The 12710-nt window shown below is 68.5% G+C and carries 11 protein-coding genes and 1 pseudogene; 4 read left to right on the top strand and 8 right to left on the bottom strand.

Annotation, left to right across the window (positions count from 1 at the left end; genetic code table 11):
- Positions 1-23: 23 nt before the first annotated feature.
- The 6 genes from ACZ7M7_RS15525 to ACZ7M7_RS15550 all read right to left on the bottom strand — a co-directional run bounded on the left by ACZ7M7_RS15525 (position 24) and on the right by ACZ7M7_RS15550 (position 7497).
- Positions 24-1811, bottom strand: a complete 1788-nt coding sequence (locus ACZ7M7_RS15525; RefSeq protein WP_472116724.1) for an ABC transporter ATP-binding protein — start codon at positions 1809-1811, stop codon at positions 24-26.
- A gap of 2 nt (positions 1812-1813) precedes the next feature.
- A complete protein-coding gene (locus tag ACZ7M7_RS15530) occupies positions 1814-2872 on the bottom strand; it encodes an iron-siderophore ABC transporter substrate-binding protein (RefSeq protein WP_472116727.1) in 1059 nt (352 codons plus the stop codon).
- Between the two features lie 112 nt (positions 2873-2984).
- Positions 2985-3830, bottom strand: a complete 846-nt coding sequence (locus ACZ7M7_RS15535) for an ABC transporter ATP-binding protein (protein WP_383627903.1) — start codon at positions 3828-3830, stop codon at positions 2985-2987.
- A 36-nt stretch (positions 3831-3866) separates the two neighbouring features.
- Entirely contained in the window at positions 3867-4913 is a 1047-nt protein-coding gene (locus ACZ7M7_RS15540) for a FecCD family ABC transporter permease (RefSeq protein WP_383612245.1), read from the bottom strand.
- 74 nt (positions 4914-4987) lie between these two features.
- Positions 4988-6046: a FecCD family ABC transporter permease gene (locus ACZ7M7_RS15545; RefSeq protein ID WP_470949274.1), complete on the bottom strand. Its 1059-nt coding sequence runs from the start codon at positions 6044-6046 to the stop codon at positions 4988-4990.
- A gap of 92 nt (positions 6047-6138) precedes the next feature.
- Entirely contained in the window at positions 6139-7497 is a 1359-nt protein-coding gene (locus ACZ7M7_RS15550) for a lysine N(6)-hydroxylase/L-ornithine N(5)-oxygenase family protein (protein ID WP_472116731.1), read from the bottom strand.
- A gap of 249 nt (positions 7498-7746) precedes the next feature.
- On the opposite strand from ACZ7M7_RS15550, the gene ACZ7M7_RS15555 reads away from it, so the two are divergent.
- A complete protein-coding gene (locus tag ACZ7M7_RS15555) occupies positions 7747-8694 on the top strand; it encodes a methionyl-tRNA formyltransferase (RefSeq protein WP_472116734.1) in 948 nt (315 codons plus the stop codon).
- 129 nt (positions 8695-8823) lie between these two features.
- Here ACZ7M7_RS15555 and ACZ7M7_RS15560 read toward each other — a convergent pair.
- Positions 8824-9321 (bottom strand): annotated as a pseudogene (locus ACZ7M7_RS15560) (GNAT family N-acetyltransferase); the annotation flags it as partial.
- A 117-nt stretch (positions 9322-9438) separates the two neighbouring features.
- On the opposite strand from ACZ7M7_RS15560, the gene ACZ7M7_RS15565 reads away from it, so the two are divergent.
- From ACZ7M7_RS15565 to ACZ7M7_RS15575, 3 genes are all read left to right on the top strand, one after another.
- A complete protein-coding gene (locus ACZ7M7_RS15565) occupies positions 9439-10344 on the top strand; it encodes a LysR family transcriptional regulator (protein ID WP_383612233.1) in 906 nt (301 codons plus the stop codon).
- An 83-nt stretch (positions 10345-10427) separates the two neighbouring features.
- Positions 10428-11003, top strand: coding sequence for a cysteine dioxygenase family protein (locus tag ACZ7M7_RS15570; protein WP_383612230.1), 576 nt, complete (start codon positions 10428-10430; stop codon positions 11001-11003).
- Positions 11003-12055 (top strand): YeiH family protein, encoded by a 1053-nt coding sequence (locus ACZ7M7_RS15575; RefSeq protein ID WP_472116738.1) that lies wholly within the window; start codon positions 11003-11005, stop codon positions 12053-12055. The genes ACZ7M7_RS15570 and ACZ7M7_RS15575 overlap by 1 nt, the downstream gene beginning before the upstream one ends.
- Positions 12056-12068: 13 nt before the next feature.
- Here the strand turns inward: ACZ7M7_RS15575 and ACZ7M7_RS15580 are convergent, their stop codons facing one another.
- The gene (locus tag ACZ7M7_RS15580; RefSeq protein ID WP_383612224.1) at positions 12069-12698 is read right to left on the bottom strand and encodes a hypothetical protein; all 630 of its coding nucleotides are present in this window, start codon (positions 12696-12698) and stop codon (positions 12069-12071) included.
- Positions 12699-12710: the final 12 nt, after the last annotated feature.

Here is a 12710-nt window from a genome sequence, read left to right on the forward strand (position 1 = left end):
CCCAACTCACATCAGGGGGTTGCTCAACTGCCCTCGCGCCAGGCCCGCCACAGTCGTGCGTACCGGCCGCCCAGAGCCACCAGTTCCTCGTGCGTGCCCTGCTCGACCACGCGTCCCGCGTCCAGCACCGCGATACGGTCCGCGGCCATCGCCTGGGTCAGCCGGTGCGCCACGAACAGCGTGGTCCGGCCCGAACACGCGGCCAGCACCGCCCGCTCCAGCTCCGCGGCGCCTTCGCTGCCCGCCTCGGCCGTCGACTCGTCGAGCACCACGACGGGCGAGCGGCCCAACACGAGTCGGGCCAGGGCGATCTGGGCTTCCTTGGTGACGTCAAGACGCTCGCCACCCTCCCCGACCAGGGTGTTCAGCCCGTCGGGCAGCGCGTCGACCCATCCGTGGGCGCCGACCGTGCGCAAGGCGTCCGTCAGCTCGGTGTCGGTCGCGTCCGGTGCGGCCAGCCGCAGGTCGTCGGCGAGCGGGCCGGAGAAGACGTGCGTCTCCTGCGTCAGGATGCTCACCAAGGCGCGCGCCGCTGCCTCGTCCAGACCGGCCAGGTCGGTCGACCCGACGCGCACCGACCCGGACTGCGGGGTGCCGATGCCCGCGATCAGCGCGGCCAGCGTCGTCTTGCCCGCGCCCGTCGCCCCCACCAGGGCGAGCGAACCGCCGGCCGGGATCGTCAGGCTGACATCCCGCAGAACCGGCTCCTCGGCGTCGGGGTAGCGGAACGTCAGCCCCTCCACCGTCACCGGGTACGACCCGGCGCCGGCCGCCGCAACTGCCGTGTCACCCACCAGCCGGTCCTCCGTGGGCTCCTCCAGCACCCCGACCAGGCGGGTCAGGCTCGCGCCCGACTTCTGTGCCTCGTCGAAGGTGAACATGATGGCGCCGAGCGGGACGAACAGCCGATGGAACAGCAGCGGGGCCGCCGACACCTCGCCCAGGGTGGCGGCATCGGTCTCCAACAAGGCGTATCCGACCAGGAGGATCAGGGTGAGCCCGATGAACTCGGCGCGGTTCTCCCGGCCGACGAACCGGCCGAAGAACCGGAACACCTCGATACCGAGATTGCGCACCCGCCACGACTCGCTGGTGACCTTCTCGCGGAAGGCGTCCTCCAAGCGGTACGCGCGGACCGTGTCGATCCCGTTCAGACCGCTGATCAACGCCTGCGCGCGGTCGGCCTGGGCAATCCGCTGCTGCTGGTAGAGCGGGGCGGACCGGGGCAGATACCAGCGCAGGGCCAGCACGTAGGCGGGCAGCGCGCCGGCGCCGGCCAGGCCGAGCCGCCAGTCCAGTCCGAACATGCCCACCGTGGCGATGACGACCAGCACACCCGCCGAGAACACAGTGGGGATGGCCGTACGGATGCCCTTGGAGATGACGGCCACGTCGTCACCGACCCGGGAGAGTACGTCTCCCCGGCCGACCTGCTCGATCCGGGCGCTCGGCATCCCGAGGACGGCCCGGACGGCGCCCTCGCGCAACCGCGCGAGCAGATCCGCCCCCAGCCGCCCGACCAGGTAGGTCGACACCGCGGTGGCCGCCGCGCCGAGCAGTGCGGCGGCCACCATCAACGCCCCGATCGTGACCAGGATCGAACGCTCTTCGCCCTCGACCACCCCGTCGACCACGCGGCCGAGCAGGAGCACAGGGAGCACCTGGAGCGCCGCCCCGGCCACCGTGGTGAGCACGGTGGCGACCGAAAGCCAGGGCACTTCGCGGCAGTGCGCCGCTACCCATCGGGTGGCCTCGCGTCCGGTCGCCGTGCGCAGTGTTGCCGGGGCGACGCGCGTGTCGGTGATGCTCACACCTAGCCGGCCGACTTGACGAGCTCGTCGATCGCGTACGGCATGGAGAGCAGGGTGCCCTGGGAGATGGCCGCCCCGACTGCCGGGCCCTCACTGTCCAGCAGGTAGGACACCTTGCCGTTCTTGACCGCGTCCAGGTTGGTGAACAGCTTGAACTTCTTCAGCGCCTCCGTGTCCGCCTTGTCGTTGATCACGAAGATGCGGTCGACGTCGACCAGGTCGATGCGCTCGGGCGAGAGCTTGGTGTAGAAGCTGCCGTCCGCGACCTTGTCGATCTCGGTCTGGTACTTGAAGCCGATGCCCGACACCAGCCGTCCGCGTACGTCGGTGGAGGTGAACGGTGCCACCGAGTTCTCGTACCAGGACAGTGCGACGGCGGTCTCCTTCCCGAACTCGGGGTGCGCCTTCTTGGCCGCGTCGAGCTGGTCCTGCACGTCCGCGATCATCTTCTCGCCCTCGTCGGCCTTGCCGAGGGCCTTGGAGATCTGCAGCGCGTTGTCCTGCCAGGGCGCGCTGAACGGCTCCTTCTCGGTCTTGGTACGACCGACGGTGGGAGCGATCTTGGAGAGCTTGTCGTAGGCGGCCTGGTCGACCTCGGAGTAGACCGCGATGATCAGGTCGGGGCGCAGGGCGGCGATCTTCTCGTAGTTGGGGCCGGAGTCACCGTTCTTCATGATGACCTCGGGCTTGGTGTCGCCCCACTTGTCCTTCACCCAGGGCCACTGGGTGTTGATGTCGGGGCTCTGGCCTGCCGGGTTCGGGTACTGGTCGGTCATGCCGACCGGCTTGATGCCGAATGCCAGGACGGTCTGGTCGTCCGTGTAGCCGACGGTGACGACCCGCTCGGGAGACTTGGTGACCTTCGTGGATCCGAATGCATGCTCCACGGTGACCGGGAATACGCCGGCGGCTGCAGTCGAGTTGTTGTCGCTCGCATTGTCCGCCGAGTCGGACGAGTCGGAACCACACCCCGCGAGGAGGCCGACGCCGAGAGTCGCCGCGGACAGTACGGCTGCCAGCCGCCGCCAGGGCTTCATACGCGTCGTTCTGGTGAGGAGCATCCGCATTCCCCTTGCTTTCGTGCTTTCCACTGCACCCCCGTCTAAGGGCAGGCAAACCCTAGCGTGAGCAGATGAGGTAAGCCTAGCCTAACTTCTCCAACTTTATCTGGATCTAAGGGAGTTGGACGTGTGTGCGACCGATCGGCACGATGAGCGGCCTGTCGCCCGCCGGGTCCTCGATCACCAGGGCGCGCAGACCGAACGCCTCGTGCAGCAGCTCGGCGGTGATCACGTCGCGTGGGTGCCCCTGCGCCAGAATCGAACCGTCCCTCATCACAATGAGGTTGTCGCTGTAGCGGGTGGCCAGGTTGAGGTCGTGCAGCACCATGACCACGGTGCAACCCGACTCGTGCAGATCGTCCACAAGGTCGAGCACGTCGATCGCGTGCGCCAGGTCGAGGTAGGTGGTCGGCTCGTCGAGCAGCAGCAGGTCGGTTCCCTGTGCCAACGTCATGGAGATCCAGACACGTTGACGCTGACCGCCGGACAGCGAGTCGACGGGGCGGTCGCCCAGGTCGGCCACCCCGGTCATGGCCAGCGCGCGCTCCACGACGTCGGCGTCGTCCGACGACCACTGCCGCAGCCAGCTCTGGTGCGGATGGCGGCCCCTGGCGACCAGGTCGGCCACCGTCAGCCCCTCCGGCGCGACCGGCGCCTGCGGCAGCAGGCCGAGCTTCTTCGCCACGTCCCTGGTCCTGAGCCGGGCGATGTCGTCGCCGTCCAGCACGACCGTCCCATGGGTCGGCTTGAGCAACCGCGACAACGTCCGCAACAGGGTCGACTTCCCACAGCCGTTGGGCCCGATGATCGTGGTGACGACGCCGGACGGGATCGCCACGTCGAGATCCTCGATGACCGTCCGGGCGCCGTACCCGACCGTGATGCCCTTGGCTGCCAGCCGTGCGTCGTCGACGACTTCGGTCCCGGTCTTGGTTGTTGTCTGCTGAGCGCCCACCATGCCCCCTCCGTTCACGCTTCCTGACCTTTGCTCCGGCTATCTGAGGTTGGCCCGCACCAGCAGATAGACAAGGAAGGGGCCGCCGATCGCGGCGGTGACCACGCCGACCGGGAGGCTGATCGGCAGCGCCGTGCGCGCGACCAGGTCCGCGCCGATGAGCAGCAGGGCGCCCGTCACGCCGGACGCCACCATCGGCGGCGTCGGGCACCTCGCCAGTCGCATGGCCACCTGCGGCGCCACCAGCGCGACGAACGGGACCGGGCCCGCCGCGCTCACCGCCACGCCGGCCAGCAGGACCGCGCACAGCAGGAGGACCGCCCGCACCCTCGTGTACCGGACGCCCAGGCCCGCGGCGACGTCGTCCCCGAGATGCAGCGGCTTGAACTGGAAGGACACACAGGCCACGACGACCATGAGGACGAGTGTGCCCCAGATCGCCACCCGCACCTCGTCCCACGACCGGTCGTCCAGCGAGCCGACCAGCCACGCCTGGGCCCGGGCCACGTCTCTGATGTCGGCCGAGACCAGCAGCCAGGTCGTGATCGCCTCCATCACGGCGCTCACCGAGATGCCGATGAGGATGAGCCGGAAGCCGTCGATCCCGCGCCGCCACGCCAGGAAGTACACGAGTAGACCCGTGCCGAGCCCGCCCGCGAGCGCCGCCGCGGACAGGCCCACGGAGTCGACGATCGCCGCGGCGGTCCCGCCCGACACCGTCACCAGGAAGACGGCGACCGCGCTGGCGCCCCCGGTGATCCCCAGGATGTCCGGGCTGGCCAGCGGATTGCGTGCGATGGACTGCGTGATCGCCCCGGACACGCCAAGCGCGATCCCGACGACGAGGCCGGCCAGGGCACGCGGCATCCGCAGGTCCATGATGACGAACTCGTCGACCTGCTCACCCCGGCCGAGAAGCGTGGCGATCACCTGGTCCAGCCCGATGGGGAAGTCCCCAACCCCGATGGACAGGCAGAACACCAGGAAGGTCGCCGCGGCGAGCAGCAGCGTGACGAGGACGATCCAGGGGCGCCAGACGAACGACACGCTTCCGAGACGCACGCCAGGCGTCACCGCAGGCTTCATGGCTGTCCGGTTCGGCTGCACGTCTGCCCCGCTCGGCTTCAAGTCCGGCCCGTTCGCCCTCAAGTCCTTCCCGTTCATGCGTTCTTGAACTTTCCACGCCACACCAGAACCGCGAAGAACGGGGCGCCGAGCAGAGCGACGAGGACACCCGCGTCCAGCTCGCTCGGCCGCACCACCAAGCGGCCCACGATGTCACAGACGAGGAGGATCACGGCTCCGAGCAGACCGGCGTACGGCACCAGCCAGCGGTAGTCCGGCCCGGTCAGATAGCGGGCCACATGGGCCACCATGAGCCCCAGGAACGCGATGGGGCCGCACGCGGCCGTCGCCGCGCCGGCCAGCAGGGTGATGGCCGTGATGCCGATGGTCCGACTCAGCGCGATGTTCACGCCCAGCCCTCGCGCCACGTCGTCCCCCAGGTTGAGCAGGTTGATGGCGGGCAACGTGGTCAGCGCCAGCACCAGCCCGACCACGATGAATCCGGTGACCGGCCAGATGACGTCGAAGCCGACACCGGCCACGGAGCCCGCGTTCCAGAATCGCAGCGCGTTCAGCGACTCCTTGTCGGCCAGCGCGACCGCGGTGGTCATCGCCATGAGGAACACCGCGACCCCTTGCCCGGCCAGCGCGAGCGTCAACGGGTTGCCCGCCCCCCTGCCGATGCTCGCCAGCCCGAACACGACGACACCGGCGGCCGCGGCACCCAGGAAGGCGAACCAGACGTACTGGAAGGGATCATTGAACCCGAACAGGGCGATCACCGACACCACGGCGAACGAGGCGCCGGTGTTCACCCCCAGCAGGCCCGTGTCGGCGATCGGGTTGCGTGTGTATCCCTGGATCAACGCCCCGCCGACGCCCAGGGCGATGCCCGCGACGATCGCGAGCACCGTCCGGGGCACCCGCACGGTCTGCACGATGAGCCTGATCTCGGTGAGCCGCTGGTCGGAGTCCGGCGCCGCGAACAGTCCGTGCCACACCTCGGCAGGACTCAACGCGCGCGCACCGACGGCCAACGACGCCAACCCCGCGATCACGAGGATCAGCAGCAGCGTGCCCAAGCCCACAACCCGTCGCCGACGGGCCGGTGTTGTGCCCCTGAGCGCGGGGCGCTCGACTGCAGTCGTGCCCATTCGACGTACGTTATCCCTTTGGTTCAGGAAGGATCACACCCACAACATGCCCTACATTCGGCCCTGTTGGGGGCTTACGGCAAGTGGGCGTACTAGCGTGCGGCGGTGCTGCCGGTTCCGTCGGCGACCGTCCGGGCCTCGTCGGCTGCTGACTTGAGGCTCCGGTCGAGGAGGGACTCCAGGATCTCGCCGACTCTGATGGCGGTGTTCGACAGCAGCGCCGACGTGATGCCGTGGGTGTGCTCCGTGCCGCCCTGCAGATAGATGCCGCAGCGCAGGTCGGGGTCGGTTGCGATGCGGTAGTCGCGCTCGACGCGGACGCGGCCCTCGTCGTCGCGGAGGCAGCGATCGGCGACCTCGCCGAGGAGGCCGATGGGGTCGGCGGGACTGTAGCCGGTGGCGAAGACCACGACGTCCGCGTCGAGGGGCGTCTCGTCGCCGGTGACGAGGGACGTCACCGTGGCACGGACCTTGGCCGGCGTCTCCTTGACGTCGGTGAGCCTGGAGACGTTGAGGAAGCGGAGCCGCTCGGTGCCGAGGACCTTCTCCTGGTACATCTGCCGGTACAGGTCGTCGATCAGGTCGATGTCCACCACGGAGTAGTTGGTGTTGCCGTGGTAGTCCATCAGCCGGCGTTTGACGTTCTCCGGTGCGGCGAAGTACTCGTCGACCGCCGCCGGGTCGAAGATGCGGTTGGCGAAGCTGCTGTCGTCGGCCGGGCTGTAGCCGTAGCGGGAGAAGACCGCGCAGATCTCGGCCTCGGGGAAGCGGCGGTGCAGGTAGGCGACGTTCTCGGCGGCACTCTGCCCGGCGCCCACGACGACGAACCGGGAAGGCGAGGCGCCTTCCAACTCATCGACTTTCGCCAGTAATTCGGAGTTGTGCCAGACGCGTTCGCCGCGCTCCATGCCCTCCGGCATGAGGGGACGCAGGCCGGTACCGATGACGAGGTTGCGGGCCCGATGGACCAGAAGCCCCTCCCCCGAACGGACCGTCACTTCCAGGTACTCCACGGTTCCGTCACGGACGACTGGCGCGACGCCGACGACCTCATGACCGTAGGAGACCATGTCCTCGACCTTGGCCGCCGCCCACTCGAAGTAGTCGTGGAACTCCACCCGCAGCGGGAACAGGTTCTTGTGGTTGATGAAGTCGACCAGCCGCCCCTTGCTCTTCAGGTAGCAGAGGAAGCTGTAGTCGCTGGCCGGGTTCCGGAGCGTCACCAGGTCCTTGAGGAAGGACACTTGCATGGTCGCGTCGTCGATGAGCATGCCGCGGTGCCAGCCGAAGGAAGGCTGCTGTTCGAAGAAGTGAGCGGTGATCACCTCTTGCCCTGCGGCTTGTGCGTTGTGCTCGCCGAGGGCGATCGCCATGGCGACATTGGACGGTCCGAAGCCGATGCCAATGAGGTCGTGAACCGGTGTTGCGTCACCAGGAAGAACCTGTGACATGTCTCTCCCATCGTGCGGGGCAGTCGCCTGTCAGGCGTGGGGGAAGTACGAAAAGCGGGCACGCTGACGGAGCGGCAAACTGGGAACTTAGGTGAGCCTAAGCTAATCCTGTGAAGCTGTCGATAGGGACGAGGTGAGTATCGGAAGCTTCGACATCGCCTCAAGTGACGTGCCGCATAGGCCCGTTGTGCACTAAGGCAAGCCTTGCTTTACTGACCTTGGTCAGTCCCTGTCTCAAGGAGGAAGCCCATGCGGGTCGTCATGTTCGGCTACCAGACCTGGGGGCATCGCACCCTTCAAGCCCTCCTGGACTCCGAACACGACGTGGTCCTGGTCGTGACGCACCCCAAGAGTGAGCACGCGTACGAGAAGATCTGGAGCGACTCCGTCGCCGACCTCGCAGAGGAGCACGGCGTCCCGGTGGTGATCCGCAACCGCCCGGACGACGACGAGCTGTTCGAGCGCCTCAAGGAGGCCGACGCAGACATCATCGTGGCCAACAACTGGCGGACGTGGATCCCTCCGCGCATCTTCGACCTCCCGCGCAACGGCACCCTGAACGTGCACGACTCGCTGCTGCCGAAGTACGCCGGCTTCTCCCCGCTGATCTGGGCCCTGATCAACGGCGAACCCGAAGTGGGCGTCACCGCACACATGATGAACGACGAACTCGACGCCGGCGACATCGTCCGGCAGGAGGCGGTGCCGGTCGGACCGACGGACACCGCCACCGATCTCTTCCACAAGACCGTGGACCTCATCGCCCCGGTCACGATCGGCGCGCTCGACCTCATCGCCGCCGGGCAGACGGAGTTCACCAAGCAGGACCGGTCCCAGGCCAGCTTCTTCCACAAGCGGTCCATCGAGGACAGCCGAATCGACTGGACCTGGCCGGCGGCGGACCTCCAGCGCCTGATCCGCGCCCAGTCCGAGCCGTACCCGAGCACCTTCACCTTCCACAAGGGCAAGCGACTTGAGGTGCTCGCCGCCGTGGTCTCCGAGGGCCGCTACGGCGGCACGCCCGGCCGCATTTTCTACCGCGAGGGCGACGGCGTGGTGATCGTCACCGGAGCCGACGCCCGCACCGGCCGCAACCAAGGCCTGGCCATCACACGCGTACGCACCGAAGACGGCCGGGAGTTGGGCGCGACCGAGTACTTCACCTCCATGGGCGGGTACCTCACCGGTCACCCCTGAGCACCTGCGTAACGGCACTGCGCCACCCGTTCAGCCTTCAGGTCCCCATAGCGCGCCTGTGCCGACGAAACCACCGCCGCGCGGATCCCAGTCCGCGCGGCGGCGATCGTCCGCCTCGGCACGCTGACGCTAGCCTGAGAGCGTGTAACGGAACATGTGCAGGGTCCAGGACGGCTCGGCGGTCGGCTTCGTCGCGTACTCCACGGCCCCCATGGCTGCGTAGAACGGAGCGGCGTTCGGATCCGAACCGATGATGAACTCGGATCGCCCGAGCTCGCGCGCAGTCCGGATCGCATGCTGCCAGAGAAGCTTGCCGTAACCCTTGCCGATCACGTCGGCGTCAACGAAGAGCTTGTCCAGGAGCAGGTCACCGTCCTCCTCGGTGAAACCGTAGAAGCCGAGACTCCTGCCGTCCTCCTCCAGGACGAAGACCGGGTGGTCCCGGACATAGGCATCCGGAATCGCCCGAGCATCACCCGCCCAGTCAAAGTAGCCCGGTGGGTACCCCCAGTGAGTCGACGATCGCTCCTGGAGTTCTTCCAGCTCGCGAGCCTCGTCAGGTTCGGCGCGTCGGATCCGCCAGCCACCGTTGGTAGACACGGCACGGACCACCCTTCTCGATCGCTTCCTGCTCGATCGCTACCTGAAGCCGTCGTTCCGACCAGATCACGCTTCCACGCCGGCGAGCCACACCCGGAGACGAGGGCAGCAGCGCCGCGCCCTCGCATTCCCTATGATGCAGCGGTGTTCGATTCCCGGTATGTGCGTACCTTTCACGAAGTGGTGAGGACCGGCTCGTACTCGGCTGCTGCCCGCGCTCTCGGCTACACCCAGCCGGCGATCACCCAGCAGATGAAGGCTCTTGAACGGGACGTCGGCATGCCGCTGTTCGTCCGGGTGGGCCGCGGGATACGACTCACCGAGGCGGGCGAGACGCTGTCACGGCACGCCGGCGACATACTCGGTTCATTGTCGGCGGCGCAGGAGCAGATGAACGCCCTCACCCGGCTGCACGCAGGACAGGTCCGTGTCTGCGCCTTCCCCAGCGCCAACTCCACGCTCCTGCCGGAGGCTCTGGCCCGTCTCGCGGCTGCCCACCCGGGCATCCGCATCGATCTACTGGAGAACGAGCCGCCGGAATCCCTTCGCCGCCTGGCGCGGGGCGAGTGCGACATCGCCCTGGCGTTCACCTACCCGGGACTGCACGAGCACGTCCCGGACGATCTGGTCGAGACCCCGCTCCTGGAAGACCAGCTGACCGTACTGCTGCCCAGCCGGCACCGGCTCGCCCGGCGCAGGTTCGTCAAGCTCACCGACCTGGAAGGGGAACGCTGGATAGCCGGATGTCCACGCTGCCGGGCCAACCTGCTGCACGAGTGCGAGGAGGCGGGCTTCGTACCCGACATCGCCTTCACCACGGACGACAACATGGCGGTGCAGAGCCTGGTGGCGGAAGGGCTCGGCGTGGCCATGGTTCCCGCGCTGGTGCTGACCTTCATGCACCGCGCCAAGGTGGCCGGAAGGCCGCTCCAGCCCGCTTCCCGGCGCAAGGTCTCGGCCTACGTCCTGCGGGAGCACCTGCGCATCCCCGCCACGGCGCTGGTTCTCCAAGAACTGAAGGCAGTGGCCGCGAGCAAGACGGGCTGTTGACCGCTCAATTCATAAGCGCTCCTTGGGAGATGCGAAGAAACTGTCGTTGGACGTGATGGCAGGCGCGGTCGGACGCTCTGCGTATGACTTCTGCGTCGACCGCTCCGGGTGCCTTCACCGCGGCCCGCACCACCGACCGTCTCGAAGCCCTGCTCGCCGGGTTACGAGAAGACGTCGGTCGAGGCCTTCCGCCCGACCTGACCGCTCACCTCGTCGGTGAACGCCTCGCACCCCACCTGGGCGCATCCGACCTGCTCACCGAGGAGCAGCGGCAGAGCGATCCGACCCGGTACCGGCAGCACCTGCTGCACGCGGAGCACGACGGGAGCTTCTCCGTCGTCGCGCTCGTCTGGCTGCCCGGCCAGGGAACCTCCGTCCACGACCACGTGTCCTGGTGCACCACGGGGGTGCACCAGGGCCAGGAACGCGAGCGGCGCTACCGGCTCCTCCCGGGAGCGGACGGCGCCGCAAGGCTCGTCGCCACCGCCGACGTGGTGAACATGGAGGGCGAGTTCTGCGGCTTCGCCCCTCCCGGGGACATCCACCGGGTCTGGAACGCCGGCCCCTCCACGGCGATCTCGCTGCACGTCTACGGCGCGGACATCTCCCGCCTGGGCAGCAGCGTCCGCCGGGTCTACCAACTGCCTGCCGACTGCTGATGGCTCTGCTCAGGGAACGTCCTGCGCAACGGAACCGGGTGCGTGAAGCGCCCGCCCTGTACCCGGGACTCATCCTCGCGGCATGCGGCCTCGCCTTCGCCCTCGCCCTCCACCGGCTGCTTCCCGCCGTGCCGATGCTCACCGTCGCCGTGGTGCTCGGAGTCCTTGCCGCGCACCTGCCCCGGCTGCGAAAGGTGGTACGGGGATCCGCCCGCCCCGGACTGGCCTACGCGGGACGGCGGTTGATGCGTGTCGGCATCGTCCTCCTCGGGCTGCAGCTCGGCCTCGACGACGTGGGCCGTCTCGGCTGGGCCACGGTCGCCATGACGCTGGCTGTCGTCATGGCCACGCTGTCCGGCACCTGGTGGCTGGCGCGGCGTCTGGGACTGCCGAGGGACCAGCCCCTGCTCATCGCCGCGGGATACGCGATCTGCGGCGCCTCCGCAATCGGCGCGGTGGGCGAGGCCAGGGGCAGCGACGAACGAGACGCGGCCACCTCGGTGGCCCTGGTCACCCTCTGCGGGACGCTCGCCATCGCCGTACTGCCACTGCTCCAGGGGCCCTTGGGCCTGGGCGACGCCGAGTTCGGGCGCTGGGTCGGCGCGAGCGTGCACGATGTCGGCCAGGTCGTCGCCACGGCGCAGACAGCCGGTGACGCAGCCCTCGGCGAGGCAGTGCTGGTGAAGCTGGTGCGGGTGGCGCTGCTCGCACCGCTCGTCGCCGCCGTCGCGCTCTCCACGCGGCGCCCGAGCCGTGACGTGGTCGGGTCGGGCAAGCCGGGCCGCAAAAGGGCACCGCTGATACCGCTCTTCGTCGTCGGCTTCCTCGCGGCGGTGACTCTGCGCAGCACCGGACTGCTGCCGGCCGAACTCCTGGAGGCCGCTCACACCGGGCAGGAACTCCTGCTTGCCGCAGCCCTGTTCGGACTCGGCAGCGCGGTCGACCTCCCCTCGCTCACACGCACCGGCGCACGAACGGCGCTGCTGGGTCTCTCGGCCTGGCTGGTCGTGGCAGGCCTCTCGTACGCCGGGGTGCTGCTGGTCGCGCGGTGACGCCAGGCCGCCACTACTCCGGGAGGTTGACGGAGAACACCGGACCCTCAGCATTCGGATCCTCCGACCCGTTGTAGCTGACGGTCCCGCCCTCGTCGCCGACGTCGAGGATGAGATGTCCGGTGACGGACTGACCGGGCTTGTACCACGAGTCGACACTCCGCCCGTCGCCGATGCCCTCCAGCGTGGAGGCGCCCTGAGCGGCCGTGTCGGTGTCCTCCCACTCCATCCTGCCGTACGTCATGAACTTCGCCGGAGCGTCGCCCACGTTCTTCAAAGTCAGCGTCAGCTTGACGTACTGACCGTTCTCCGGCTCCTTCGCCATGTCCACCTGCTCAGCAGTCACGTACTCCGCACTGACGACCTTGACGGACATGGTCGACGTCACCTTGTAGTCCTCACCGGACTCGTCCGTCTCGCCGGTGGCGAACTCGCCCGTCTCCCCGACCTCCAGAACGGGGCCGGAACCGGATGAGGACGCAGACTCCGACGCCTCGACGGCCGCTTCTTCGGCCGGTGCCTCGCCCGCCGGCTCCTGGCTTGCGACCGAATCCCCCGAGTCGCTCTCCGACGAACACCCCGCCAACAGAACGGCGGACAGCAGCACTGCCGGCACACAGGCACGGCGAATGTAGGCGCGCATCGCGCATCCCCC

Source organism: Streptomyces sp. NPDC111606, assembly GCF_055656945.1.

What these genes read in the sequence shown, in the direction of transcription:
- ACZ7M7_RS15550 (WP_472116731.1), bottom strand. Translation starts at nt 7,497, where the DNA reads ATGTCACAGGTTCTTCCTGGTGACGCAACACCGGTTCACGACCTCATT.
- ACZ7M7_RS15580 (WP_383612224.1), bottom strand. Translation starts at nt 12,698, where the DNA reads ATGCGCGCCTACATTCGCCGTGCCTGTGTGCCGGCAGTGCTGCTGTCC.
- ACZ7M7_RS15530 (WP_472116727.1), bottom strand. Translation starts at nt 2,872, where the DNA reads ATGCTCCTCACCAGAACGACGCGTATGAAGCCCTGGCGGCGGCTGGCA.
- ACZ7M7_RS15545 (WP_470949274.1), bottom strand. Translation starts at nt 6,046, where the DNA reads ATGGGCACGACTGCAGTCGAGCGCCCCGCGCTCAGGGGCACAACACCG.
- ACZ7M7_RS15535 (WP_383627903.1), bottom strand. Translation starts at nt 3,830, where the DNA reads ATGGTGGGCGCTCAGCAGACAACAACCAAGACCGGGACCGAAGTCGTC.
- ACZ7M7_RS15540 (WP_383612245.1), bottom strand. Translation starts at nt 4,913, where the DNA reads ATGAAGCCTGCGGTGACGCCTGGCGTGCGTCTCGGAAGCGTGTCGTTC.
- ACZ7M7_RS15555 (WP_472116734.1), top strand. Translation starts at nt 7,747, where the DNA reads ATGCGGGTCGTCATGTTCGGCTACCAGACCTGGGGGCATCGCACCCTT.
- ACZ7M7_RS15575 (WP_472116738.1), top strand. Translation starts at nt 11,003, where the DNA reads ATGGCTCTGCTCAGGGAACGTCCTGCGCAACGGAACCGGGTGCGTGAA.
- ACZ7M7_RS15570 (WP_383612230.1), top strand. Translation starts at nt 10,428, where the DNA reads ATGACTTCTGCGTCGACCGCTCCGGGTGCCTTCACCGCGGCCCGCACC.